Source organism: Kitasatospora arboriphila (assembly GCF_039528095.1).
GTDB lineage: Bacteria > Actinomycetota > Actinomycetes > Streptomycetales > Streptomycetaceae > Kitasatospora > Kitasatospora arboriphila.
Genome location: NZ_BAAALD010000015.1, coordinates 46,826 through 72,989, shown reverse-complemented (window position 1 = coordinate 72,989; position 26,164 = coordinate 46,826). Strand labels below are relative to the sequence as shown.

The following is a 26,164-nucleotide window of genomic DNA, read 5'->3' as shown; positions in this document are numbered from 1 at the left end:
AGGCGCACGTGAGCGAGACCGTACTCGGCACCGGCCTGCTGGCCGGGGCGATCGCCGGACGGCCACCGTCCCTGCTGGTGGTCGCGCACGACACCTGGCACACCGGCGACTGGGCCGCCGCCCACGACCGGGGCGAGGACTGGGTGCCGGTGTGGACCGAACTCGACAAGGCCGTGATCGGCCCCGTCGTCCGGCCCGGCGAGCCCGGCTGCGCCTGGTGCGTGCAGACCTGGCGGTCCGCCGCGCCCCGCCGCGACCGGTGGACGGCCGAACTGCGCCAGGACGGGCGGATCGCGCAGCGGCCCTCGCCCTGGCTGTCCAGCTGCGCCGCCGAGACCGTCCGAGAGCTGCTGCACACCGGCGCGGCCGCGGACTGCTGCTGGTACGTCGGCCTGCGCGACCTCTCCCTCGCCCGGCACCCGTTCCTGCCCGACCCGCTGTGCCGGGTCTGCGGGACGCTGCCGGAGGACACCGCCGTCCTGGCCGCGATCGACCTGCGGCCGCGGCCCAAGCCGCGGCCGGGCGCCACCAGGGTCCGCGACCTGCACGAGGCCGAGCTGACCGCCCTGTACGTGGACGCCGAAACCGGCGTGGTCGCCCCGCCGAACGGCATGCGGGACGCCCGGTTCCCGCTGGCCGAGGCCGTGCTCACCGAGTACGGCCACCGCGGCGAGGCCGGCTGGGGGCGCGGACGCGACTACGCCACCTGCCGGACCACCGCGATCGCCGAGGCCCTGGAACGCCTCGGCGGCCAGTGGCCCTGGGGCAAGCGGACCAGCGTGCGCGGCAGCTGGGCCGACCTCGCGGACGACGCCCTCGACCCGCGCTCGTTCGGCCTGTTCCCGCCCGGCCGCCACCCCGACCCGGACGGCCGCTACCAGCCGTTCACCGAGGACGCGGTGGTGTCCTGGGTGTGGGGGTACTCCTTCGGCCTCGCCCGGCCGGTGCTCGTCCCGGAGAGCCACGCCTACTACCGCACGGACTTCCAGCCGGGCGCCGCGGCGGACAAGCCGTTCACCTTCGAGATCTCCAACGGCTGCGCGCTCGGCGGCTGCCCCGAGGAGGCGATCCTGCACGGCATCCTGGAGGTCGTCGAACGCGACGCCTTCCTGATGACCTGGTACGCCCGGATGCCGGTGCCCGAGGTCGACCTGGCCCGCGCACCCGACCCGCGGATCCGGCTGGTCGTCGAACGCCTGGAGCGAACCGGCTACCGGGTACGGGCCTTCGACACCACCCTGGCCGAGGCGATCCCCGCGTTCTGGGTGCTGGCCCGGGACACCGAGGGCGACCCCGCACGCCCGCAGGTCATCTGCACCAGTGGATCGGCCCTCGACCCGGCCGCCGCCGTGCTCAGCGTCCTCGGCGAGCTCGCACCCATCGTCGAGCAGGAGCTGCGCCGCTACCCCGCCGAGGCCGAGCGGGCCCGGCGGATGGCGGCCGACCCCGACCTGGTGCGCGTGATGACCGACCACGCACTGTGCAGCGCGACCCCGGAGGCGCTCGACCGCTTCGACTTCCTGCTCTCCGGCCCGGACCGCACCGTCGGCTGGGACCGCGTCGGCCGCGGCCCCTGGCCGCACCACGCCGACCTGCGGGACGACCTGACGGAGGCCGTCGGCCGGATGCGGGCCGGCGGCATGGACGTGGTGGTCGTCGACCAGACCTCGCCGCTGCACCGGGCCGCCGGACTGCACTGCGTGAAGGTCCTCGCCCCCGGCGCACTGCCGATGACCTTCGGCCACCGCAACCGGCGGACCACCGGCCTGCCCCGGCTGCGCGAGGTGCCGCACCGGCTCGGCCACGCGCCGCGCCCGCTCACCGACGCCGACCTCAACCCCCACCCCCACCCCTTCCCATGAGCAGCCGTCACCCCGTCGTCGCCGCCACCTTCACCGTCCGGGTCGCCGGCCTGGCGGCCACCGTCACCGAGCAACTGGCCGACCGGCCGCTGCGCGACGCGCTGCTGGCGACCGCACGCACCGCCGCCGAACTCACCGCCCGCGCCGCCGAGCTCTCCGACCGCTGCCACGCGGTGATCGGGGCGCTCCCGCACCCGGCCGCCAAGCCGAAGCTGGTCGCCCTGCGGCGCCGCGTGCACCAGCAGCGAGACACCGCGCGGCTGCTGGCCGATCCGCTGGTCACCGTCGCCCTTGGCGGCGAACTGACGGCGGACATCACCGAGTTCGGGCACCGCGTGGCCCGGCACCGGGCCGGGCGCGCGGAACTGCCGGCGCTGCTCGCCGAGGCGGAACGGGCCGTGAACGCCGCCCTGCGGGAGATCGCCGCCGACCCCCGCTTCGACCAGGGCCTCGCCCATGCCAGCCCCACCCTGCGCCAGGTGCTGCAGCACCGGCCGGGCCGGCAGGAACTGATCCGGCTGGCCGTCTACGCCACCAGGGCCGCCGTCAGGACCAGCCCGTTCAGCACCTTCACCGCGAGCGGCCTCGGCCGTTTCGTCCCGGACGGTCCCGCGCTGCGCTGGACCGCGACCGCACCGGCCCGGTCGGTCGTCGAACTCGACCTCGCCGCACTCGTCCCGCTGGCCGCGGAACTGTCCGGGGCGACCGGGACCAGGGTCCGCGTCAACCCCAGTGCACGGATCGTGTCGGACACCGTCCGGTTCCTCCGCCCCGCGCCGGAGGAGGAACTGCTCAGCCTGCCGCTGACCGCGGCCCTGCGGCACTGCCTGCGGGCCGCCGCCGACCGGCCGACCCTCGCCGAGCTGACCGCCCGACTCCCCGCGCCGCCGGACCGGGCCGCCGGATACCTGCACGCGCTGCTGGCCACCGGACTGCTGCTGGCCCGGCCCGATCTCGACGAGCACGGCCCCGACCCGCTCGGCCGGTTGGCACGGCGTGCGCCCGAGCTGACCCCCGTCCACGAAGCGCTGCGCGCTTACGCGCACGCCGACGGCACCGAGCGGGCCGCCCTCGGTGCGACGCTCTCCGAACGCCTCGTACCGCTGGGCGTCACCGGCAGACTCCGGGACGTGGTGACCGAGCAGTCGGTCATCCCCGGCGTGGTGGCCGAGGCCGGCCTGTCGTCCTGGCGGGCCGCCCTCGACGACCTGGCCCTCGCCTGCCGGCTGCTGGCCGTTTTCGACCACACGCTGCCGTTCAAGCTGGCGATCGCCTCGTTCGTCCGGGAGCGCTTCGGAACGCGGACACCGGTGCCTTTCGACCGGTTCTACACCGAACTGGTGCGCCACGGCGGTGAGGTGATGCGGCTGCACCCGGCCGCCGTCGCCTTCGCCCCGACCGGACCGACGGAGGTGCTGGCCGCCAGTGCGATCCCGGAGGTGCGCCGACTGGTCGGCCTGATCGGCGAGGTCCGGCGCGCGCTGCCGGACCGGCGGCGGATCGAGCAGGTGCTGGACACGCTCCCGGTCTGGGTGCGCCCGGTGGGATCGGCCGCCGTCTACACCCAGTACGACGGCGGGCGGCTGGTCGTCAACGCGGTCAACTCCGGCTTCGGCCGTGGCCGGTCCCGGGTGCGCCGGCTCCTGGTCGCCGCCGGTGAGGACCCGCTGCCGGTCGCGGCGGTGCACCCGGGAGGGACGAGGTACGCCGAGTTCGCGCAGACCCCGGCCACCTCGCTCGACCAGCGCGAGTTCGCCCTGCCCGAGCGCCTCGACTACCCGCCGCCCGCCCGGCTGACCGTCGGCGTGGGGCGGGACGGTCTGCCCGTCCTGCTCGACGGGGACGAGGCCGTCCGCCCCGTCCACGGCGGGCTCTCCTACGAGCGGCAACTCCCACCGGTGATGGCCCTGTTGGTGGAGGCGTTCGGTGAGAGTCCGATCCTGCTCCGCCCCGACCAGCCGTTGCAGCACGATCCGGTCGCGGGGACGGGGCCGGGCCGCGTCCTGCACGCACCACGGCTCGACGTCGGACGCGTGGTGCTCCGGCGGGCCACCTGGGTGGCCCGGCCGGGCACCCTGCCGCGCCGCGCGGCCGGGCAGACCGACGCGGACTTCCTGCTCCTGCTGGCCGCCTGGCTGACCGAACACGGCATCCCGCCCCGGTTCTTCGTCTCCGTGCTGCGGCCGGGCGGCGGCCCGGCGGACCCGCCCGCCCGCGACCGGACCCGCAAGCCGCTGCTGGTCGACATCGGGTCACCGCCGCTGGCACTGGCCTTCGAGAAGCTGGCCGCCGATCCGGCCGCGGCGGCGGTCCTCACCGAGGTCGCGCCGGAGCCCGCGACGGCGCTCACCGACCAGGAAGGCCTGCCGCGGGTGACCGAATTCCTGATCGAACTGAACTGTCGAGGAGACGGACGATGACGGACCACTCCTGGCGCACCGTGAACGTCCACCACCACGACCCCGACCGGACGGATCTGCTGCTCGACGCGGTGCGCCCCTTCCTGCGCGCCGTGGCCCCCGTGGCCTCCCGGATCTGGTTCCAGCCGCACTGGCGGCGCGGGCCGCACGTCCGGATCCCGATCGAGGCGACCCCCGAGGCCTTCGACGCGGTGGTCGCCCCGGCCGCGGCGGACATCCTCGGCGGCTACCTGCGGGCCCGCCCCTCCACGGCGGTGCTCGACGAGACGGCCGCGCTGGAGCAGCACCGGCGGCTCGCCCGCAACGAGCGCGAGCAGGGGCCGCTGACCCCGTGGGCCGCCAACAACTCCGTCGAGACCGAGCCCTACGACCGGCGCCTCACCGTCCTCGGCGGGCAGGCCGCGGCCGACCTGCTCGCCGACTACTACACGGACACCAACGACACCGTCTTCGCCGTCCTGGAGGCCGTCCGCGGCGGCGGTTCGAGGATCGCGCCCGCCGTCGACCTGTTCATCGCGGCGGCGCACCGCTTCCTGCCACCGGTGACCTACGGCTACCTCTCCTACCGCGGGCACGCCGACGCCTTCCTCGCCAAGCAACCCGACGGACTGCGCGAGCGGTTCGACCGGGTCTACGAGGCCAACGCGGACCACTTCAGGCGACGCGTCGCCACCATCGCCGCGACGGACGGTCGCTACGAGGTGCCGCCGTTCGGCGGTCTGCTCGACACCCTGCTGCACTACCGCGAGCGGGCGGCCGAACTGATCCGGGCCGGGGAGCTGGCGCTCGACACCGACGCGAACGGCCGGCCGGAGGAGTGGGGTTCGAGCTGGGGCGCCTGGTCCGACCGCAGCCCGTTCCACCGGACGCTCGGCGGCCACCGGGGGGCGGCCGACCAACTCGGGGGCTGGGACGCCTTCCGGCAGTACCGGGTCGTCCTCAACTGGCTCTACCTGAACATGTACCGGATCGGCATCGGCGAGCTGGAACGCAACCTGATCTGCCACGTGGTCGCCCGCGCCGTCGAGGACGTGCACGGGGTGACCGCCATGGACCGGATCCAGGACCTGATCGGCTTCGTCGACGGCGGCGGTCGTCTGTCGCCGGGCCGTACCGGGCAGGGACAAGGGATGTGATGGACCGTCAGGCAAAGAAATGTCATTGAATGCGCCCGTATGAAACGGAATGCCGAGTTGATATGGCATGCTCATGCTCCCGGCATGGTTCCCACGACGTGCCGCGAATGCGAGGGGGAGCACACCTTGGCCACTTCCGAAGCCGGCGCCGCCGTCAACGGCGCCCACCGACGCAACGACGACCCGAGCCGCCCGATCCTCGACCAGATCGCCGACAAGTGGTCGATGACCGTCCTGACGGTCCTCAGCGAGCCCAAGCGCTTCAACGAGATCAAGCGCCAGCTGGAGGGCGTGACCCAGCGGGTGCTCACCCAGACCCTGCGCCGTCTGGAACGCAACGGGATGATCAGGCGCCAGGTTCTGCCGACCTCCCCGGTCGGGGTCGAGTACTCGCTGACCCGACTCGGCGAATCCCTGCGGGAACCCTTCAGCCGGCTGCACACCTGGGCGGTCGACAACACGGACGAGATCCGGGCCCACCAGCGCGAGTACGACCGGCGGATGCTCGACTACAGAACGCCCCTGCGGCCGGTGGCCGCCCCGCTCCCCCCGGACGGATTCCCCCAGGAACGGCCCACGCGGCTGTGACCGCCGCGCTCAGCGACCCTCGCCGAGCGCGGCGCGCAACCGGTCCAGCCGGGTGAGGGCGCGGGCCGCCCAGCCGTCGCGCAGGTGCAGCGGCACGCTCACCGTCACCCCGCTCCGGACCGGGTCGCGGACCTCCACCACGAACGGGTCGGCGGCACACAGCCGCAGGTAGGCGCTGCGGCCCGCCTCCGGCCAGTCGACCGCGGAGCCGTCCGGCAGGGCGCCGTCCTCCTCGGCCGCGGCGCGGGCGGCGAGGTGGCCGGTGAGGTCCGCGAGATCGGCATCGGTGAAGCGCAACGGCAGGTACGCCCGGACGAAGCCGGCCTCGATCGCGATCCCGGCCTCGTGCCACCCTTCGTGGGGGCCGCCGCCCGCCGCGTCCTCCAGCACCACCGCGACGCTCTGCGTCCGGTCCGCGAACCTCACGACATCGAGATCCCCCACCCGCGCCCCTCCTCCTCACGCACTCCGGCCCGGCCCCCGACACCGGCCCGCCACCCGCATCCTGCCGGGTCCGACCGACAGCGCCCCGACCGGGCCCGGCCCGCGGACACCGGCGGACGGCACCGGGTCACCGGCCGGCCCGTGTGCAGGCGAGCAGTTCGGCGGCCGGTCCGGTCGGGGTGCGGCCGGAGGGCCAGACCGCGCGCAGGGACCGCCGCATGTCGATCCCCTCCGTCTCCACCTCCACCAGACGGCCGTCGGCGACGGCCGTCCGTACGGCGAGCTCGCTCATGACGGCGGGGCCCGTTCCGGCGATCACCGCGTTGCGGACGGCCGTCGCCGAGCCGAGCTCCAGCAGCCGCCGGGAGTCGCCCGCCCCCGCCCGGCGCAGCGCCCGGTCGAGGGTGTCGCGGGTGCCCGACCCCCGTTCGCGCAGCACCAGCGGGGTGGCGGCGAGCACGGCGACGCCCAGCGGCCGACGCAGCCGGGCCCAGGGGTGGCCGGGGGCGACCACCACCAGCAGCCGGTCGCCCGCCACCTGACGGGTCGACAGCCCGCTCGGCGGCTGCGGCGCCTCGATGAAGCCGAGGCCCGCCGCGCCCGTGCGCACCAGGTCGGGGACGTGCTCGCTGTTGGTGACCTGGAGGCTCACCTGCAGCTCGGGCCGCCTGCGGCGCAGCTCACCCAGCCATGCCGGCAGCAGGTACTCGGCGACGGTCATGCTCGCCGCGACCTTGAGCTCGGCGTCGCGCCGGCTGCGCAGCTCCTGCGCCCCGGTGACCAGCCGGTCGAGTTCGAGCAGGACGCGCTGCGCGCACTCGACGACCGCCGCGCCGGCGTCGGTGAGCCGGGAGCCGCGGCGGGTCCGGTCGAGCAGGACGAGACCGAGCCGGCGCTCCAGCGCGGAGAGCCGCTTGCTCGCCGAGGGCTGGGCGATGCCGAGGCGTGCCGCCGCGCTGCCGAGACTGCCCGTCTCCGCGACGAGGACGAGCAGCCGCAGCGACTCCGGGTCCGGCAGGCGGCCGGACCCGGCGGGGTCGAGCGGACCGGCCCCCGCCCCGCTCGTCACCGGCGGACTGACGGCCGTGGCGGTCGTCTGACTCATGCCCATGGGCTATGACCTCCTCTGCAAGTGGGGGCTACGCGGACGCGCGGGCGCCCGGAACAGTCGCGGACATGAGTGATGCTCTCGACTTCCAGTCCGCGGCGCCGACCGCCGCACCTGTGGACCGGCGCACGCCGCAGCACGCGGACGTGCCCCGGCCGTCCCGCCGGAGCGTCTGGGCGGCCCGGGTGCCGGGCCTGGCCGCGGCGCTGGCCGTGGCCGTGGCGGGCACCGCGGCCGGCCGGCTGGTACCGGTCGTCGGCGGCCCGGTGTCCGGGATCGTGCTGGGCGTGCTGGTCGCCGTCCTCGCCGGGCCGCGCCCGCGGCTGCGGTCCGGGATCGACTTCGCCGGCAAGCCGGTGCTGAAGTCCGCGGTCGTCGTCCTCGGTTCCCAGCTGTCGCTGGTGCAGATCGCCAGGGTGGGGGCCGGCTCGCTGCCGGTGACGATCGGCACCCTGGCGCTGTGCCTGGCCGCCGCGTACGGCCTCGGCCGGTGGCTCGGGGTGGTCGGCGACCTGCGCACCCTGATCGGCGTGGGGACGGGTGTCTGCGGCGCGTCGGCGATCGCCGCGGTGACGCCGGTCATCGGAGCGGCCGGCGCCGAGGTCGCGTACGCGATCTCCACGGTCTTCCTGTTCAACATCGCCGCGGTCCTCGTCTTCCCGGTGGTCGGACACCTGCTCGGGCTGAGCCAGCACGCCTTCGGGCTGTTCGCCGGGACGGCGGTCAACGACATGTCGTCCGTGGTCGCCGCGGCCGCCACCTACGGCCCGGGCGCGGCCGACTACGGCGTCGTCGTGAAGCTCACCCGCACGCTGATGATCATCCCGATCTGCCTGGTGCTGTCGGCGCTGGTCGCCCGGCGGGCCCGCCGCGGGGCGGGCGCCGCCGTCACCCGGGTGCGGGTGGCCGGACTGGTGCCGGGATTCCTCCTGGCCTTCCTCGCCGTGGCCGGGGCGAACACCGCCGGGCTCGTGCCCGCCGGGGCCCGGCACGGCCTCGGCGGGCTCGCGGTCTTCCTGATCACCGTGGCGCTGTCGGCGATCGGGCTCTCCACCGACCTCGGCGGACTGCGCCGCGCCGGGCCCCGGCCGCTCGTCCTCGGCGGCTGCCTGTGGCTCGTCGTGTCCGTCGGCAGCCTGGGGCTGCAGTGGCTGACCGGGACGCTCTGACCCGGCTCCCGCGCGGACTCACCGGGTCCGCGACCGCCGGACACCGCGCGCGTACTCGGCGAACCAGGCCAGCATCTCCGGGGCGGTGACGGCCCCCTCGCCGCTCACCTCGGCGACGTCCGCGCCCTGGAGGATGCGCTTGACCGGGACCTCCAGCCGCTTCCCCGTCAGGGTGCGCGGCACCGCGGGCACTGCGGTGACGGTGTCCGGCACGTGCCTGGGCGACAGCTGGTGCCGGATCGCCGCGGTGATCCCGGCCCGCAGCGCGTTGTCGAGGACGGCGCCCTCCGCGAGGACCACGAACAGCGGCATGTGGTAGCCGCCGTCCGGCAGTTCGGCCCCCACGACCAGGCTGTCCGCGACCTCGGGGAGCTGCTCCACCACGGCGTAGATGTCGGCGGACCCCATCCGCACGCCCATCCGGTTGAGCGTGGAGTCGGAGCGTCCGGCGACCACGACGGTGAGGTCGTCCCCGACCGTCACCCAGTCGCCGTGCCGCCACACGCCCGGGTACGTGTCGAAGTAGCTCGCCCGGTAGCGCGAGCCGTCCGGGTCGCCGACGAAGTGCAGCGGCATCGACGGCAGCGGCGCCGTCACCACCAGTTCGCCCTGCCGGCCGGTCAGCGGCCGGCCGGACGGGTCCCAGGAGGCGAGGGCGACACCGAGCGCGGGGCACGGGATCCGGCCGACCCGGACGGGCAGCAGGGCGCTGGCACCGGCGAGGACCGAGCAGATGTCGGTGCCGCCGCAGATGGACTGCAGCCACACGTCCGGCCCGAGCCGGTCGTGCACCCAGCGCCAGGTGCTCGGCGGCAGTGCGGACCCGGTCTGCAGGACGGTCCGCAGCGCGCCGAGGTCGTGGCGGGCCGCGGGACGGGAGTCCGCCCGCTCGGCGGCGGTCAGGTAGGCCGCGCCCACCCCGACCACCGTGGCGCCGGTCCGTTCGGCGACCCGCCAGACGCCGTCGGTGTCGGGGTGGGTGGGGCTGCCGTCGTACAGCACCAGGGTGCTGCCGTGCAGCAGGCCGCCGACCATGAAGTTCCACACCATCCAGCCGGTGGTGGTGTGGAAGAAGTACCGGTCCTCGGCGCGCAGGTCGCAGCCGAGGCCGAGCGCCTTGAGCAGTTCGACGACGATGCCGCCGTGGCCCTGCACGATGCCCTTGGGCCGGCCGGTGGTGCCGGAGGACCAGAGGATCCACAGCGGGTGGTCGAAGGGCAGGTCCGCGAAGTCGAGCGGGACGTCCCCGGCCGTCAGCGGGGCCCACCGGTGCTGCCGCACGTCGCCGCGCGGCGACCACACCGACGCCGGCGCGGGCGCCGCCGGGCGGAGGTGGTCGATCGTGACCAGGTGCCGCAGGGTGGGCAGCCCGGCGGTGATCTCGGCGACGGCCGGGAGCCGGTCGTACTCCTTGCCGCCGTGGCGGTAGCCGTCCACGGCGAGCAGGACGGTCGGTTCGGCCTGCCGGAGCCGGGAGAGCACGCCGGCCGTGCCGAAGTCCGGTGAGCAGACCGTCCACACCGCGCCGACGGCCGCGGAGGCCAGCAGCGCGACCACGGTGTGCGGCGTGTTCGGCAGGTAGCCGGCGACCCGGTCGCCGGGCTGCACACCCATCTCCCGCAGCCCGGCGGCCAGGGCCCCCACCTGGCGCCGGAGTTCGCGCCAGGAGGTCTCCTCGGGCCCGCCGTCCTCGGTCAGTGCGACGAGGGCGGGCCGCTCGTCGGTGGCCCGGGCGAAGCAGCGCTCGGCGAAGTTCAGGCGCGCCCCGGGGAACCAGTCGGCCCCGGGCATGGCCGCGTCGCCGAGCACCCTCTCGTAGCCGGAGACGGCGTCGAGGCCGTAGTGCTCCCAGACCGCCGACCAGAAGCCGGGCAGGTCGTCGGTGCTCCACCTCCACAGTTCCGCGTAGTCCGGGAAGCGCAGCCCCCGGGTGCGTTCCAGCCGCTTCAGGAAGCCGGCCACGCCGGACTTCTCCGTCGAGGCCGGGCTCGGGGACCACAGCAGGTCGGTATCGGTGCTCATCGTCGCCTTCCGGTGGTGCGGGTGGAAAAACGGGGGGCGTGTCCGACGGCTCCCGCGTCTGGCGGGAGCCGTCGGACACGCCCCGGTGTGCCGGTGTCGTCAGCCGAACTCGAGTTCGCGGACCAGCTCCGCCGCCTGCGGCCAAGGACCGTAGCCGGAGGCGGGGTTGAGATGGCCGACCGCTCCGAGCCCGATCAGGCGGCTGCCCCAGGCGGCCGCCATCCCGGCGACCCTCTGCGGGTGGCCGAGCGGGTCGTCGTCGCTCATCGCGACGATGCTGGGGAACGGCAGGGCCGTTCTCGGCGTCGGGGTCCAGCCCTTCTGCCGGAGCGCCTCCGGGGTGGGATAGCCCTCGGGCAGCGGGGTGTCGAAGTCCGGCGGGGTGGCCAGCAACGCGCCGTGGACCGGGCGTCCGGTCCGCAGCGCCCAGTGGACGGTGGTCATCACCCCGGCGCTGTGGGCGACCAGGATCGGCGGCCCGGGCGCCTCGGCGACCGTCTCCTCGAGGGCGGCGACCCGGGCCTCGCAGTCGATCCGGTCGTCGTCGCCGGCCAGCGGCGGGACGGTGCGGACGTCCCGGCCGGCGGCGGCGAGCCCGTCGGCGAGGACGGTCTGCCAGTGGTCGGCCACGTGGCCGCGCAGCCCGGGGACGATCACGACCGGGGGAGGGAGGGGGGAGCTCATGCGGGTGTCTCCGCTTCGTGGGGGGCCGGGGCGAAGCCGTTCAGGCGGCGCAGGTCGGTGCGGTAGCGGCTGCGGCCGACCAGGAAGCAGGCCGAGGCCAGCAGGGCGACCAGGGGGACGAGCTGCAGCGCGCCGAGCAGGCCGGTGCGGTCCGCGATCATCCCGGTGACCGCAGGCCCGGGGGCCAGGCCGAGGAGGCTGTTGGCCAGGGTGAGGGTGCCGAAGGCGGTCGCCGGGATCGCGTCCGGGGTCAGATTGGCGACCATGGCGGCCGCCGGGCCGGCCGTCGCGCCGGAGAGCAGTGCGCCGGCGCCGAGCAGGAGGAGCTGGGGCGCCCCCGTCGGGATCCGGAACGCGGCCGTCAGCAGCACCAGTGATCCCAGGCTGCAGGCGAGGGCGACGAGCCACTTGCGGGCCGGGTCGGACCGGCTGATCCGGTCGGACGCCATGCCGCCGCCGACCATGCCGATGCCGATGAGCAGGGCGTAGAGCCCCGCCGTGCCGCCGGCCCTGGCCGTGGGCATCCCGTAGTAGCGGTTGAAGAAGCTGGGCAGCCAGGCGATCAGCGCTCCGGGGATGAACAGCTGGAGCCCGCTGCCGACGTACGCGCCGACCACCGAGACCGAGGAGAACAGCTTGGGCAGCAGGGCGCGCAGTGGTGCCGCCGCCGCGCGCTCCGCCCGGCTCGGGCGCGGTCCGGGGTGCAGCCGCTTCTCGGTGACCACCAGGGCGAAGACCACCGCGAGGACCAGCCCGAAGATCCCCATGGTGCCGAACGCCCAGCGCCAGCCCAGGTGTTGGCCGACGGCGCCGCCGATCGCGACGCCGAGGACGGAGCCGAACGCGCCGCCGGCGATGAACGCCCCCGAGAGGGTGGCCCGCATGCCGATCGGGAAGACGCTGAGCACCACGGCGATGCCGACACTGCCGTAGGCGGCCTCGCCGATGCCGACGAAGAGACGGCCGACGAACATCTGGCCGTAGTCCGCCGCCACCGCGCAGCCGAGGGTCGCCACGCTCCACGTGATCGCCGCGGCCACCAGGCTCCGCACCCGGCCCCAGCGGTCGGCGAGCAGCGACATCGGGAAGGCCAGCACGCCGACCGCCAGGGCGACGACGCCGCTGAGCGATCCCAACTTGGCGTCCGTCAGCATCCATTCGGCCTTCAGCAGCGGGAAGACCGCATTCAGCACCTGCCGTGACATGTAGTCCGAGAGGAGCAGTCCGAAACTCAGCGCGAAGACCACCCAGGCGTAGCGCCTGGACACGGCCGGCGCCTGGGCAGCGGCGGCCGGAGCCGCCGCCGGCTCCGCATCGGTGTGAAACGCCATTGTTACCACCTCACCTGTTGCTGGGACGGGCTCAGAAGGGTCTGTCTCCGACGATTCCGGCGCGCTCCATCCGGCGGACGGCGGGCCAGTAGTCCTGCACGGCGTAGTGCTGGGTGGAGCGGTTGTCCCAGATCGCGACGCTGTTCGGCTGCCAGCGCCAGCGCACCTGGTACTCGGGGATCGCCGCCTGGCTGATCAGGTACGTCAGCAGGTTGGCGGCGCCCGGGGCGTAGTCCAGGCCGAAGCGGACGTTCTCCGGGGTGTGGTAGTTGACGAAGTGCGTGGTGAAGCCGTTGACGAAGAGGATCTTCTCGCCGGTCTCGGGGTGGGTGCGCACCACCGGGTGCTCGGCGTCCGGGTACTGGGCCTTCAGCCGGTGGCGCGCCTCGGTCGGCATCACCGCGCCGAACGTCGCCTCGATGCTGTGCCGGGCCCGCAGGCCCTCGATCTGCTCCTTGACGTGGTCCGGCAGCCGGCGGTACGCCTCGGCCATGTTGACCCAGAGCGTGTCGCCGCCGACCGGCGGGGTCACGACGCAGCGCAGGACCGCGCCCATCGCCGGGGTCTCCCGCCAGGTGCCGTCGGTGTGCAGGGCGTTCTCGTAGTGCTCGGGCGCGCTGTCGAGCTCCTTGTAGATGCGCACCAGCCCGGGGTGGTCGGGGTCGCTGCCGGCCACCGGGTGGTCCTCCAGCGGGCCGAACCGCCGGGCGAAGGCGACGTGTTCGGCCCGGGTGATGTCCTGGTCCCGCAGGAACAGGACCTTGTGCCGGAGCAGGAGCTCCCTGATCTCGGCGAACAGGTCGGCGTCGCGGGAGGCGTCGCCGAGGTTCACCCCGGACAGTTCGGCGCCGATGGTGCAGGTCAGCGGCTCGACCTTGATCGAGCGGCGGACGGAGGGGCGCACCAGGGCCGGTGCGGCCGGGCCGGGGAGGGCGGTCTGGTTCATGTGGATCCTCCGGGGGAGGCGGTGGGGTCCGCGCCGGGCGCGGGTGCGGGGTCCGCGGCGCGGGTGGGTCCGCGGTGCGGGTCAGAGGACGAAGACGGAGGAGCCGGTGGTCCGGCCGCCCTCCAGGTCGCGGTGCGCCTGTGCGGCGTCCTTGAGCGAGTAGCGCTGGTTGATCTCGATCCTGATCCGGCCGGCGGCGACGTGGCCGAAGAGCTCGCCCGCGAGCTCGGCGCGTTCCGCCGGGTCCGCGATGTAGTCGGCGAGTGCCGGCCTGGTCACGAACACCGAGCCGTGCAGGGCGAGTTGCATGGCGTCGATCGGCGGGACGGGGCCGGAGGCGGTGCCGAAGCAGACCAGCAGTCCGCGTCGCCGCAGCGAGGCGAGCGAACCGGCGAAGGTGGTCCGCCCGACGCTGTCGAAGACGACCGGCACGCCCTCGCCGCCGGTGAGCTCCCGCACCCGGGCGGCGACGTCCTCCTCGCGGTAGTACACGACGTGGTCGCAGCCGTGGGCGCGGGCGAGTTCGGCCTTCTCGGTGCTGGAGACCGTGCCGATCACGGTGAGGCCGAGCAGCTTGGCCCACTGGCAGAGGATCAGGCCGACGCCGCCCGCCGCCGCGTGCAGCAGCACCGTGTCGCCGGCCTGCAGCGGGTGGATCCGGCGCAGCAGGTAGGCGGAGGTGAGGCCGCGCATGGTCATGGCGGCGGCCGTCTCGAAGCCGATCGCGTCGGGCAGCTTGATCAACGAGCCGGTGGGCATGACCCGTTCGGTGCTGTAGGCGCCGAGCGGGCTGCCGGTGTAGGTCACGCGGTCGCCCTCGGCGAAGCCGGTGACGCCGGGGCCGACGGCCTCCACCGTGCCGGCCGCCTCCACACCGAGTCCGGCGGGCAGCGGGGCGGGGTAGAGCCCCGTCCGGAAGTACGTGTCGGCGAAGTTGAGGCCGACGGCCGCGTGGCGGATCCGGACCTCGCCCGGGCCCGGCGCCCCGACCTCGACCTCCTCCCAGCGCAGGACGTCGGGACCGCCGGTCTCGTGGAAGCGGATGGCGTGGGCCATGGGGTGCTCCGTTGCTCTGGTCTCGGGGCTGGTCGTGGTGTGCCGCGGGGGTCAGTGCTTGACGTCGCGGAGCATGAAGCCGCGCTGCCCGGGGCGGCGGTTCGGCACCATGCCGAGCTGCGCCAGGGTCTCCTCGGTGTCCGCGTAGTACTCGCCGAGGTGGTAGATCTCCTTCGCCTCGGCGCCGCTCGCGACGTCGCGGCCGAGGGCGTCGGCGATCGTGACCATCTGCTCGACCTGCTGCACCGAGGTCATCCGCTCGCCCTTGCGGCCCCACAGGTTGTCCTCGTTGCCGACGCGCACGTGGCAGCCGAGGGCGATGCCGATGGCGTTCATCGGGGCGACGGCGCGCATCGAGCTCTCGATGGTGAGCACCGCGCCGTCCGGCACCCGGCGGACGAACTCGATCAGGTCGGCGGGGTGCCGGCCGGCGAAACCGCCGCCGATGGCCACGTAGTTGAGCACCAGCGGCCCGGTGTACACGCCGGAGCGGATCAGCCGCTCGACGGTCTCCAGCTGGGCGATGGTGGCGAGCTGGAAGTGCGGCTGGATGCCCTTGTCCCGCAGCCGCTCCAGGTGCTCCAGGTAGAACTCCGGCCCGGCCTCCAGGTACATGTCGCGGTACGCGCGGTAGTACTCGGGCTTGGCGATCGAGGTGCCCTCCAGGTCGTCCGCCGTCATGATCTCGACGATGTTCATCTGGCTGGTGTTGATCGCGATGGTGACCTGGTCCGGCTTGGGGTCGAGCTCCGCGAGCATGTGACGGGTGTCGTAGGACAGCCACTCGGCGTCCGCGCCCTCGCCCTCGGGGGCGAAGGAGATCGAGCCGCCGATCTGCAGCACCATGTCCGGCACCGCCTGGCGCAGCCGGCCGACCAGCTCGTTGAACATCGACAGCCGCTTGGAGCCCTTGCCGTCCAGCTCGCGGACGTGGATGTGCAGGACGGTGGCGCCCGCGTTGTAGCAGTCGACGGCCGCCTGCACGTGCTCGTCCATGGTGAGCGGCAGGTCGGGGGCGTCGCCGGGCAGCCACTCGGGCCCGTAGGGTGCGGCCTGGATGACCAGCTTCTGCTGGTTCTCGGGCAGCAGGGAGTCGTCGAGGAAGTGCACGGTCCGTCTCCTTCGTCGGATGGGGTGGGCGCCGGTGCGGCGAGGGACGCCGCGGTACGGGGCGCCGTGGCGCGAGCCGCTTCAGTGCTGAACGCTGTGGTGCTGAACGCTGTGGTGCTGAGCGCTGCGGTGCGGGGCGGTGCGGGTCCGGCCCGGCGGACGGGGCTCGGACGGCGTGGTGCTCCCGGCCGGCGGGGCGAAGGCTGAGGGTGGGCCCCCGCCCGGCCCGTCGTTGCGGGGCCGGCGGTCTCTCGCGGTGCAGCAAAGGTAGGGCGCGCCGGGCGGCCGTGCTTGACCGTGGGTGACAGCGGACTTTCCATTTGGGGACACCCGTCCCGGGGTGCCGACGCGGTCAGTGCTCCGCGGTCTGCCCCCGGCGCTCGCGCCACTCCCGGGCGGTGCAGCCGAACTGCTCGCGGAACCAGCGGGAGAACGCGCTGGGCGCCGAGAACCCCAGCAGGTCGGCGATCTCGGTGAGCGACCGCCGGCCGTTGGCCACGAACTGCTCGGCGAGCTGCACCCGCGTCGCGTTGAGCAGTGAGGAGAAGGTCTCGCCCGACTGCGCGAGATGGCGGTGCACCGTGCGCCGGTCCACGCCCAGGCTGCGGGCGACCTGCTCGATCGAGCAGCGCCCGGTCGGCAGCAGCACCTCGATCAGCTCGCGCACCCGGTCCGGCACGGTGGTGTCCCGGGGGACGGCGATGGCCTCGAAGTACTGCCGGGCGTACGTCCGCAGCTGCGGGTCGGACATCGCGTTGGGCGAGTCGAGGTCGCCCGCGTAGAAGACGATGCCGTCGAACTCCCGGCCGAACTCCACCGTCGAACCGAAGACCCGCCGGTGGGTGCCGGTGTCCGCCGGGGCGGGATGGGTGAAGCAGACGGACAGCGGACGCCAGTGGGCGCCGAGGAAGCCCAGCAGGACGCGGTGGAAGGCCCCCACGGCCAGTTCGGTCGCCTGGCGGTGCTCCAGCGGTTCGCCGAGGTCCAGCCCGACCTTGATCGTCGCCAGCCCGTCGCGCTCGGAGAGCCGGGTGTGCAGCACCTCGTTGTACATGTGCTCGTGCCGGAGCATGAGCCCGAGCGCGCTGCGCACGTCCGGCTCCTCGCGCAGGACGAGGCTGATCGGGCCGAGGCTGGAGAACCGCCGGAACTCGGACATCCGCAGGCCGAAGTCCTCGTGCCGGGCGGCGGCGGCCGAGAGCTCCAGCAGGTGGACAACGGCCGCGCCGGAGATCCACCGGTCCTGCACGGCGAGGCCGGCGGCATCCAGGCCGACCCGCTTCATCAGCGGCTGCGGGTCGAGGCCCAGCGACCGGCTCAGCTCGACGTATCCGCTCAGCGCGGCGGTGCGGACCAGTGGCCTCACGGGATCAACTCCCTCGGAGAATGTCCCCAAGTGGTAAGCCAACTGTCACGTGAAGTCAAGCAGTGCGACGGGCGGACTCCTAGCGTTGCACCACCGCCGAGCAGGTCGGCAGCCCGGCCCCTGGCGGCGGACGGCCGCCCGGCGGGGGAAGGAGCCCACGGAATGCTGCAGGAGCACCTCACCGGACCGGCCGCCTGGCACGGCCCCGACCTGGCGGGCCGCGACACGTGGACCGTCCGGCTGTCACCGGCGCACCTCGCCGAGCTGGACGCCGCACTGCACACCGCACGCAGTCGCGGAACCACCCTGCTGAGGTCGACCGCGGCGGACTTCCCGCTGCCGACCCTCGCCGCCGAACTGGACGGCATCGCCGAGGAGTTGGAGAACGGCCGGGGATTCGTCCTGGTGAAGGGCCTGCCGGTCGACCGGTGCGGCGCGGGCGCGGCGGCCAACGTCCTCTGGGGGATCGGCCGGCACCTCGGCGCCCCGGTCTCCCAGAACGCCGCCGGCCACCTGCTCGGCCACGTCCGCGACACCGGCCGGACGCTGGCCGACCCCGCGACCCGCGGCTACCAGACCCGCAACGCCCTCGGGTTCCACACCGACGGCTCCGACGTCCTCGCCCTGCTCTGCCTGCGCCCGGCCGCCGCGGGCGGACGGATCGGCCTGGCCAGCTCCGCCGCCGTCCACAACGCCGTCCTGGCGCACCGCCCCGACCTGGCGCGCCGCCTCTACCGCCGGTACGCCGTGGACCGCAGGGAGGAGCACGGCCCGGGCGAGCGCCCCTACGACACCGTGCCCCTCGCCTGCTGGCACGCCGGCCGGCTCAGCCTGCGCTACCACCGGTGCCACCTGGAGTCCGCACAGCGGTTCCCCGACGCGCCGCGGCTGGAGCCGGCCGACACCGAACTGTTCGACCTGATCGACGGGGCGGCCTCCTCCCCGGCGGCCCGCCTCGACCTCGACCTGGAGGCCGGCGACCTGCTCCTGGTCAACAACCTCGCCGTCCTGCACTCCCGCTCCGCCTACCGGGACGGCCCCGGACACCGCCGCCACCTGCTGCGGCTCTGGCTCGCCCTGCGCCGGGGCCGGCCGCTGCCGCCCGCCCTGTGGACGGACCCGCACCGGGCCGACACCGCCCCCGGCCGCGGCGGCGTCCCACCCCGCGACGTGATCGCCCCGCAGCACCGGGCGGACCGCACGGTCCGCCTCCCGTACCGGAGCCACCACCGGCTCGCCCCGAAGGAGACCACGCCATGACCAACCTCGCCTCGCTCCTGGTGTCCTCGGCCCGGGAGCACGGGGAACGGACCGCCGTCCGGCAGGACGGGACCGTCCTGAGCTACACCCGGCTGGAGGACGCCAGCGCCCGGCTGGCCGCACTGCTGCACGCGGACGGCGTCCGGCCCGGCGACCGGGTGGCCCTGGTCCTGCCCAACGTCGCGCTCTTCCCCGTCGCCTACTACGCCGTGCTGCGCGCCGGCGCCGTCGTGGTGCCCATGAACCCGCTGCTGAAGGCCCGTGAGATGGCCTTCGTCCTGCGGGACTCCGGGGCCCGCACCGTCCTGACCGCCCCGCCCTTCGCCTACGAGGTCGCCGAGGCCGCCGCGGACGCCGGGGTCGGCAGCCTGGTCGTCGAGGCCACCGCCTTCGACACCCTGCTCGGCAGCATCCCGCCGCTGCACGGGGTCGCCGAGCGGGCCGCCGAGGACACCGCGGTGATCCTCTACACCTCGGGCACCACGGGTACGCCGAAGGGCGCCGAGCTCACCCACCGCAACCTGCTCAGCAACGCCGTGACCTGCGTCGAGACGCTCTTCGAACTCGGCCCGGAGGACGTCCTGTTCGGCGGCCTCCCGCTGTTCCACGCCTTCGGGCAGACCTGCGCGATGAACGCCGCCGTCGCGGCCGGCGCCGCCCTCACCCTGCTGCCGCGCTTCGACCCCCGGCAGGCCCTGGAGATCCTCCGGCGGGACGGCGCCACCGTCTTCCTCGGCGTGCCCACCATGTACACCGCGCTGCTCAACACCGTTGCCCCGGACGGCCTGGACCTCCCGCAGGTGCGGCTGGCCGTGTCGGGCGGCGCCGCGCTGCCCGTCGAGGTGCTGCACACCTTCGAGCGCTCGTTCGGCACCGTCGTGCTGGAGGGGTACGGACTCTCCGAGACCGCCCCGGTGGCCTCGTTCAACCACCCCGGCCGGCCCCGCCGGGCCGGCTCGATCGGCCTCCCGGTCCGCGGCGTGGAACTCAGGCTCGTGGCCGCCGACCGCAGCCCGGCCGGGCCCGGTGAGGTCGGCGAGATCGCGATCCGCGGCGAGAACGTGATGAAGGGGTACTGGAACCGGCCGGAGGCGACCGAGGAGGCCTTCCAGGACGGCTGGTTCCACAGCGGCGACCTGGCCCGGGTCGACGAGGACGGCTACTACTACATCGTCGACCGCAAGAAGGACCTGATCATCCGCGGCGGGTACAACGTCTACCCGAGGGAGGTCGAGGAGGTGCTGTACGAGCACCCGGCGGTGGCCGAGGCGGCGGTCGTCGGTGTCCCGCACGAGCACCACGGGGAGGAGATCGCCGCCGTGATCGTCCTCCGGGAGGGTGCGCACACCACCGCCGACCTGATCCGCGAGCACGTCAAGCAGCGGGTGGCCGCCTACAAGTACCCCCGGATCGTCACCTTCACCGAGCAGCTCCCCAAGGGCGCCACCGGCAAGATCCTCAAGCGCGAGATCGTGGTCGAGCAGCCCGCGGCGACCTGACCCGGCTCTGCTCCGAGCGGGCCGCAGCGGCAGGTCGACCGTACAACGGCGTTCCGGGCAGGTCGCGTTGAAGGATGCGCCGGTTCCGGTCGACCTGCCCGCGGTGGCCGAGGGGTACTCATCGGTCTTCCCGCACGCCGAACTTGCGGGCATCGCCCCTGCTCGGCCGGACCGCAGCCCGCGCTATTGGTCCAGACCTATTGACCACGCCTCGCCGCCCCTCCTACGATCCGGACCGGCACAGCCCCCACATGTCCCCACCTCACCCGCAGCCGGACGTCACACCCCCACGTACTGGTCATGTCCATGACTGACGCCCGGCGGGAAGGGAGCACAGCATGTTCCGTCGAAGGTCGCGGACCCCGCGTCCCCCGGGCGACGTCCGCCCCTGCCCGGAGCCCGGCTTCGAACGCGCCCCGCAGGTGCACCGCGCCCGCCACGCCGCGCACGGTTCGACCGTCCTGAGGCGCGCCGTCGCCGGCGTGAGCGCCGCCGCCGTCATCGGCGGCGGCATCGCGGTGGCCGGCTCCGTCACGGCCGGGGCCGCCGCCACCAACCTGGTCGCCAACCCCGGATTCGAGAGCGGGCTCTCCGGCTGGACCTGCTCCGGCGGCTCCGGCACGGCCGTCGGCAGCCCGGTCCACGCCGGCACCTCCGCGCTCAAGGCCACGCCGACCGGCCAGGACACCGCCCAGTGCGCGCAGACCGTCAGCGTGCAGCCCAACTCCCAGTACACGCTGAGCGCCTACGTCCAGGGCAGCTACGTCTACCTCGGCGCCACCGGCACCGGCCTCACCACCGCCCCCTCCACCTGGACGCCGAACAACGCGTCGTACGGCCAGCTGAGCGTCAGCTTCACCACCGGGGCGACCACCACCTCGGTGACCGTCTACGTGCACGGCTGGTACGGGCAGTCCGCGTACTACGCGGACGACGTGTCGCTCACCGGCCCCGGCGGCAGCAGCCCCTCGCCGAGCTCCAGCACCAGCCCGTCGACCAGCGCCTCGCCGAGCACCAGCACCTCTCCCTCCACCAGCACCAGCCCGTCCGGCAGTCCGACCACCAGCGCCTCGCCCAGCGGCAGTTCGACGGGCGACACCTGCCCCACGAAGCCGAAGCCGTCCGGCAAGGTCCTGCAGGGCTACTGGGAGAACTGGGACGGCGCCTCCAACGGCGTCCACCCCGGCATGGGCTGGGTGCCGATCACGGACAGCCGGATCGCCGCGCACGGCTACAACGTCGTCAACGCCGCCTTCCCGGTGATCCTCTCGGACGGCACCGTCCTGTGGCAGGACGGCATGGACGCGGGCGTCAAGGTCTCGACCCCCGCCGAGATGTGCCAGGCCAAGGCGGCCGGGGCGACGATCCTGATGTCCATCGGCGGTGCCGCCGCGGGCATCGACCTGAGCTCCAGCGCCGTCGCCGACAGGTTCGTCGCGACCGTCGTCCCGATCCTCAAGAAGTACAACTTCGACGGGATCGACATCGACATCGAGACCGGCCTCTCCGGCAGCGGCAGCATCACCACCCTGTCCGCCTCCCAGGCCAACCTGGTGCGCATCATCGACGGCGTGCTGGCCCAGATGCCCGCGGGCTTCGGCCTGACCATGGCCCCCGAGACCGCGTACGTCACCGGCGGAAGCGTCACCTACGGCTCGATCTGGGGCGCCTACCTGCCGATCATCAAGAAGTACGTCGACAACGGCCGCCTCTGGTGGCTGAACATGCAGTACTACAACGGCAGCATGTACGGCTGCTCCGGCGACTCCTACCAGGCCGGCACCGTCCAGGGCTTCACCGCGCAGACCACCTGCCTGAACAACGGCCTGGTAATCCAGGGCACCACCGTGAAGGTGCCCTACGACAAGCAGGTGCCCGGCCTGCCGGCCCAGTCCGGCGCGGGCGGCGGCTACATGGCGCCGAGCCTGGTCGGCCAGTCGTGGAACGCCTTCGGCGGCTCGCTGAAGGGACTCATGACCTGGTCGATCAACTGGGACGGCTCGAAGGGCTGGACCTTCGGCGACAACGCCAAGGCCCTCCAGGGCCGCTGACCTCCCACTGACGTCCCGTTGACGTCCCGCTGAACCCCGCGCCCCGGTGCACGGCCCCGAGCCGCAGTCGGTCACCGACCGACCTGCCCTCGGGCCCGGGCCCGGGGCGCGGCCGTGGAGCGTCGACCGGGGCGGGGCAATGGTTGACCACCTGAATAATTGAGTCTACGGTTCTATCGGCGCGCGAGGTTCGCATCCGCAGCAGCCTCCGATCCACCGGGAGCGCCGTTCCGTCCAGAGAGGCGCAGCTGGTATGACGACGTCCGGCCTCCGGGTCCCCGGGACCGCCCCGATCGACCACCGTGCGGCCGTCGCCGCGGAGACCGCCCGCTTCGCGGCGGCCCTCGACGGCGCCGACTTCGCGACCCCGGTGCCGAGTTGCCCCGGTTGGACGCTGGCCGACCTGGTCCGGCACGCGGGCAGCGTGCACCGCTGGTTCTCCGTGCTGCTGCACGGGCGGATCCAGGAGCCGCCGCGGAGCCGCGACGTCGACCTGCAGCTGCCCGCCGGCGACGACGGGTGGGCCGACTGGCTGGCCGGGAGCGCGGCGGTCGCGGCGGACGCCTTCCGGGCCACCGACCCGGACGCCCCGATGTGGGCCTGGGGCGCCGACCAGCACGCCCGGTTCTGGGCGCGCCGGATGCTGTTCGAGACCCTGGTGCACCGGGTCGACGCGGAGCTGGCCCTCGGGGTGCGGCCGGAGGTCGACCGCACGCTCGCCGCCGACGGCGTGGACGAGTTCCTGACCAACCTCCCCTTCGCCGGCCTGTTCGCCCCCGAGGTGGCCGAGCTCCGCGCGGACGACCGCACGATCCGCTTCCGCGCGACCGACGGGAACGAGAGCTGGCTGGTCCGCCTGCGGCCGGACGGCTTCGGCCTCGACCCGGCCGACGACGGATCGGCCCCCGCCGACGCGACCGTCCGGGGCGCCGCCGTCGACCTGCTGCTGCTCGTGTACGGACGGCCCTCCCTCGGCAAGGACGCCGTCGCCCGGGAGGGGGACGCGGAGCTGCTGGCGCACTGGTTCGCCCACTCGGCCTTCTGAACCCGCCGGGCCGCCGGGCCGCCGGGGAGCGATGGCGGACGGGCGCCTGGGGCGGGCGGGGCGCGCGGGACGGTGCGGGCGTCGGCCGCAGGGATGGCGTGAATTCGACGTGCGCGTGGCGCGGTTTCGAGGTAAGCGGGTCCGGGAAAATCGGGAGGTACTGAGCATTCCGGGTGGCTGAGGGAGCGTCTCATGACCCACCGTGACTCCGGATTCGACCCGCAGGACCAGGACCCGCAGACCGTTCAGCGCCTCCGCTTCGGCGTCGGCGTCATCGGGTTCCTCCTGCCGATCGTCCTCCTCGTCGGAAACATCATCACGTCGGCGCGGCTCACACTGCTCGCCTCCATGAGCGCGTCGTACTACACGCACATGCGCAACGTCTTCGTCGGCAGTCTGTGCGCCATCGGCGTCTTCCTGATCTGCTACCGCCACGACCGACGCGAGGACCGGCTGAGCTCACTGGCCGGGGTGTTCGCGATCCTGGTGGCGATGTTCCCCACCCTGCCGCCGACGTCCGTCACCCCGCACCCCACCCAGGTGCAGACGACGGTCGGCATCCTCCACCTCTGCTTCGCCGCAGGACTGTTCGGCCTGCTCGCGTTCTTCTGCCTGCGGCTGTTCGGCGACGGCCGGGGCCGGCCGGGACACCGCATCCACAACGCGGTCTACCTGGTGTGCGGTTGGGTCGTCGTCGGCTGCACCGTCATGATCGCCACGGCCGGCGTGCTGCACTTCGCGTGGGACCTCCCGCTGACCCTGACGTACGTCGGCGAGGCGGTGTCGGTGTTCGCGTTCGGTGTCGCGTGGCTCGTCAAGAGCGCGGCGATCGGCGCGGTCGCGTCCACGGCCTCACCCGGTCCGGCTCCGGCCTGATCACGGACATCCCCGGGCGCGGACCGCGCCCCCGTCGCCCCGCGCTCCCCGGGACCGTTCCCGGGGAGCGCGGGGCCGCGTTCAGAGCAGCCCCGCGCGGAGGCCGTCCCGCCACTCCGTGGCGAGCACCGCGTAGACGAGGGTGTCGCGCCAGGTGCCGTCCGAGCGCCGCGCGTGGCGGCGCAGCGGCCCCTCCCGGACGGCGCCGAGGCCGGACAGCGTGAGCTGGGTGCGCACGTCGAGGTGGTCGACCTGCCACTGGACACGGCCGAAGCCCAGGTCGTCGAAGGCGTGGCGGAGCAGGAGGAAGTGGGCCTCGGCGGTCATCGGGGTCTCCCAGGTGTTCCGCGCGGCCCAGTGCCAGCCGATGTCCAGGCGCTCGTCGACGACCGCGATGTCGGTGTACGCGATCCAGCCGGCGGCCCGGGTGGAGCCCGCCGGGACGATCGCGAACATCACCGCGTTCCCCGCCGACTGCTGGGCGAGCCGCTGTTCGACCAGCATGTGCATCTCGCCGAGCGTGTAGGGAGTGACCACCGGGAGCCACTGCCAGAGGCCGTCGTCACGGCTGCCCGCGAGGTGCAGGTCGGGTACGTGCGCCGTGGTCAGCGGCTCCAGCCGGACGTACCGGCCGTGCAGGACGACGGGCGCGAGGGGCCGTGGTGCCATGCCGAGCAGGCTAACCCCGCCCGGCGATTCCTGACAGGGGTATGCCAGAGCCCGGCCCGCATCCGGCAGTACCGGGTGGCCCGCACCTGGCAGGACCGGGTGGCCCGCACCCGGCAGGACCGGGCGGCGCCCGGCCGTCGGTCCCGCCCGGGGGCGGGCCGTGCCACCCCGCCGGTCGGCGGGTGACGGCGTCCGCCGATCGCCCGATGCACCCCCAGGGCCGGCCCGGCAGAGTGGACGGCATGTCAGAAACCGCCGGGACGGTGACCGCCGCGGAGCGCCGCGACCGGCAGTCCGGGCCGCGTCCCGCCCGCCTGGTCGGACTCGACCTGGCCCGGGGCCTCGCCGTGTTCGGGATGTTCGCCGCGCACCTCGGGCCCGACCCGGAGACGGGAGGCCCGGTCGGTGCCGCCATGGGCCTCGCCCACGGGCGGGCCTCCGCGCTGTTCGCGGTGCTGGCCGGCTGCTCGCTGGTCCTGCTCGCCGGCCGCCGCCCGGGGACGGGCCGGGACGCCCGGCGGTCGGCCGCCCGGATCGCCGTCCGAGCCGTCCTGCTGATCGCCCTCGGCGCCGCCCTGGACGCCCTCGACCCGCCGATCAGCCTCATCCTCACCGCGTACGGCGCCTACTTCCTGCTGGCCCTGCCGCTGCTCCGGCTGCCCGCCGGCGTCCTCGCCGGCCTCGCCGCCGCCTGGGCCCTGCTCGCCCCCCAGCTGTCGTACGCGCTGCGGACGGCCGGGGCGGCCGACCTCCTGCCGCAGCGCCTCGCCGAGCCGTTGCTCACCGGTGCCTACCCGGCCGCCACCTGGATGCCGTTCGTGCTCGCCGGGATGGCCCTGGCCCGCCTCGACCCGTCCGGGCCGGCCGTCCGGCGCCGGGCCGCGGCCGTCGGCGCGGGGCTGCTGGCCCTCGGGTACGGGGGCTCCTGGCTCGCGGTGCGGCTGCTGGGTGCGGCGGTGCCGCAGGAGGGGTCCGGCGCCGTCGACCCCGGGGACGCGGCCGGACTGCTGGGTGCGGCGCCGCACACCGGGACGAGCTTCGAGGTGCTGGGCGCCCTGGGGTTCGCCCTGCTGCTGGTCGCCGGCTGCCTGGAGCTCACCGCCCGGCCCGCCGGGAGGACGGGCCCGGCGGCGACCGGCGCGGGCGCGGCCGTGGCGGCGGCGGTGGCCGCGGTGGCGCGGCTCTCGCTGACGGCGTACGTGGCGCACGTCCTGGTGGTCGTGCTGCTCGGGATCCGGCTGGATCCGGGGCCGCCGCTGCCGCTGTTCACCGCGTTCGTCGCCGGGACGCTGGTGGCGGCCGGGCTGTGGACGGCACGCTTCGCCCGCGGTCCGCTGGAGGCGGTGATGCACCGGGCGACCGGGGTGGCCAGGCTCGTGCCGTGATGCCGGCGGCCGGGGCGACGGCCTTCCGGGGAACCGGGCGTGCAACCGGGCCTTCACGACGGGAGCGCCTGCTCCGTCCGCGCGGTCCGACGCCGCGGCGAGCGGCTCGACCGGACCCCGGCGAAGGCCGGGTGACC

21 protein-coding genes are annotated in these 26,164 nt (G+C 74.4%); 11 read left to right on the top strand and 10 right to left on the bottom strand.

Annotated features, from left to right (window positions below; translation table 11 throughout):
• The first annotated feature begins 8 nt into the window (after positions 1–8).
• From ABD353_RS11110 to ABD353_RS11095, 4 genes are all read left to right on the top strand, one after another.
• Entirely contained in the window at positions 9–1,862 is a 1,854-nt protein-coding gene (locus tag ABD353_RS11110; protein ID WP_344623351.1) for a TOMM precursor leader peptide-binding protein, read from the top strand.
• On the top strand, positions 1,859–4,282 hold the full coding sequence (locus ABD353_RS11105) for a lantibiotic dehydratase (RefSeq protein WP_344623350.1): 2,424 nt from the start codon (positions 1,859–1,861) through the stop codon (positions 4,280–4,282). Before ABD353_RS11110 ends, ABD353_RS11105 begins: the two co-directional genes overlap by 4 nt.
• Positions 4,279–5,418 carry a thiopeptide maturation pyridine synthase gene (locus tag ABD353_RS11100; RefSeq protein ID WP_344623349.1) on the top strand — a complete coding sequence of 380 codons (1,140 nt, stop codon included), beginning with the start codon at positions 4,279–4,281 and terminating at the stop codon, positions 5,416–5,418. The genes ABD353_RS11105 and ABD353_RS11100 overlap by 4 nt, the downstream gene beginning before the upstream one ends.
• Before the next feature lie 126 nt (positions 5,419–5,544).
• Positions 5,545–6,006, top strand: coding sequence for a winged helix-turn-helix transcriptional regulator (locus ABD353_RS11095; RefSeq protein ID WP_344623348.1), 462 nt, complete (start codon positions 5,545–5,547; stop codon positions 6,004–6,006).
• Between the two features lie 9 nt (positions 6,007–6,015).
• Here the strand turns inward: ABD353_RS11095 and ABD353_RS11090 are convergent, their stop codons facing one another.
• Positions 6,016–6,450: a DUF5959 family protein gene (locus ABD353_RS11090; RefSeq protein WP_344623347.1), complete on the bottom strand. Its 435-nt coding sequence runs from the start codon at positions 6,448–6,450 to the stop codon at positions 6,016–6,018.
• 127 nt (positions 6,451–6,577) lie between these two features.
• Positions 6,578–7,555, bottom strand: a complete 978-nt coding sequence (locus ABD353_RS11085) for a LysR family transcriptional regulator (RefSeq protein ID WP_344623346.1) — start codon at positions 7,553–7,555, stop codon at positions 6,578–6,580.
• 71 nt (positions 7,556–7,626) lie between these two features.
• On the opposite strand from ABD353_RS11085, the gene ABD353_RS11080 reads away from it, so the two are divergent.
• Positions 7,627–8,727, top strand: a complete 1,101-nt coding sequence (locus tag ABD353_RS11080; RefSeq protein WP_344623345.1) for a YeiH family protein — start codon at positions 7,627–7,629, stop codon at positions 8,725–8,727.
• 18 nt (positions 8,728–8,745) lie between these two features.
• Here the strand turns inward: ABD353_RS11080 and ABD353_RS11075 are convergent, their stop codons facing one another.
• The 7 genes from ABD353_RS11075 to ABD353_RS11045 form a co-directional block, all read right to left on the bottom strand.
• On the bottom strand, positions 8,746–10,749 hold the full coding sequence (locus ABD353_RS11075) for an acetoacetate--CoA ligase (protein ID WP_344623344.1): 2,004 nt from the start codon (positions 10,747–10,749) through the stop codon (positions 8,746–8,748).
• A 99-nt stretch (positions 10,750–10,848) separates the two neighbouring features.
• Positions 10,849–11,433, bottom strand: coding sequence for an RBBP9/YdeN family alpha/beta hydrolase (locus tag ABD353_RS11070; RefSeq protein WP_344623343.1), 585 nt, complete (start codon positions 11,431–11,433; stop codon positions 10,849–10,851).
• Positions 11,430–12,701: an MFS transporter gene (locus tag ABD353_RS11065; protein ID WP_344623342.1), complete on the bottom strand. Its 1,272-nt coding sequence runs from the start codon at positions 12,699–12,701 to the stop codon at positions 11,430–11,432. Before ABD353_RS11065 ends, ABD353_RS11070 begins: the two co-directional genes overlap by 4 nt.
• 94 nt (positions 12,702–12,795) lie before the next feature.
• Positions 12,796–13,710 carry a TauD/TfdA dioxygenase family protein gene (locus tag ABD353_RS11060; RefSeq protein ID WP_344623341.1) on the bottom strand — a complete coding sequence of 305 codons (915 nt, stop codon included), beginning with the start codon at positions 13,708–13,710 and terminating at the stop codon, positions 12,796–12,798.
• Between the two features lie 81 nt (positions 13,711–13,791).
• The gene (locus tag ABD353_RS11055; protein ID WP_344623340.1) at positions 13,792–14,766 is read right to left on the bottom strand and encodes a quinone oxidoreductase family protein; all 975 of its coding nucleotides are present in this window, start codon (positions 14,764–14,766) and stop codon (positions 13,792–13,794) included.
• 51 nt (positions 14,767–14,817) lie between these two features.
• Complete coding sequence (locus tag ABD353_RS11050; RefSeq protein ID WP_344623339.1) at positions 14,818–15,876, bottom strand: beta-keto acid cleavage family enzyme; 1,059 nt, start codon at positions 15,874–15,876, stop codon at positions 14,818–14,820.
• A 352-nt stretch (positions 15,877–16,228) separates the two neighbouring features.
• Complete coding sequence (locus ABD353_RS11045; RefSeq protein ID WP_344623338.1) at positions 16,229–17,242, bottom strand: AraC family transcriptional regulator ligand-binding domain-containing protein; 1,014 nt, start codon at positions 17,240–17,242, stop codon at positions 16,229–16,231.
• A gap of 162 nt (positions 17,243–17,404) precedes the next feature.
• Between ABD353_RS11045 and ABD353_RS11040 the strand changes: the two genes are divergently transcribed.
• From ABD353_RS11040 to ABD353_RS11020, 5 genes are all read left to right on the top strand, one after another.
• Positions 17,405–18,502 carry a TauD/TfdA family dioxygenase gene (locus ABD353_RS11040; protein WP_344623337.1) on the top strand — a complete coding sequence of 366 codons (1,098 nt, stop codon included), beginning with the start codon at positions 17,405–17,407 and terminating at the stop codon, positions 18,500–18,502.
• The gene (locus ABD353_RS11035; protein ID WP_344623336.1) at positions 18,499–20,001 is read left to right on the top strand and encodes a long-chain-fatty-acid--CoA ligase; all 1,503 of its coding nucleotides are present in this window, start codon (positions 18,499–18,501) and stop codon (positions 19,999–20,001) included. Before ABD353_RS11040 ends, ABD353_RS11035 begins: the two co-directional genes overlap by 4 nt.
• A 338-nt stretch (positions 20,002–20,339) precedes the next feature.
• Positions 20,340–22,052 carry a carbohydrate binding domain-containing protein gene (locus tag ABD353_RS11030; protein ID WP_344623335.1) on the top strand — a complete coding sequence of 571 codons (1,713 nt, stop codon included), beginning with the start codon at positions 20,340–20,342 and terminating at the stop codon, positions 22,050–22,052.
• Between the two features lie 253 nt (positions 22,053–22,305).
• Entirely contained in the window at positions 22,306–23,097 is a 792-nt protein-coding gene (locus tag ABD353_RS11025; RefSeq protein ID WP_344623334.1) for a maleylpyruvate isomerase family mycothiol-dependent enzyme, read from the top strand.
• 192 nt (positions 23,098–23,289) lie between these two features.
• Positions 23,290–23,973, top strand: coding sequence for a DUF998 domain-containing protein (locus ABD353_RS11020; RefSeq protein WP_344623333.1), 684 nt, complete (start codon positions 23,290–23,292; stop codon positions 23,971–23,973).
• An 81-nt stretch (positions 23,974–24,054) separates the two neighbouring features.
• Here the strand turns inward: ABD353_RS11020 and ABD353_RS11015 are convergent, their stop codons facing one another.
• Entirely contained in the window at positions 24,055–24,642 is a 588-nt protein-coding gene (locus ABD353_RS11015; protein WP_344623332.1) for a GNAT family N-acetyltransferase, read from the bottom strand.
• Positions 24,643–24,884: 242 nt separating this feature from the next.
• Between ABD353_RS11015 and ABD353_RS11010 the strand changes: the two genes are divergently transcribed.
• On the top strand, positions 24,885–26,027 hold the full coding sequence (locus tag ABD353_RS11010; RefSeq protein WP_344623331.1) for an acyltransferase family protein: 1,143 nt from the start codon (positions 24,885–24,887) through the stop codon (positions 26,025–26,027).
• Positions 26,028–26,164: the final 137 nt, after the last annotated feature.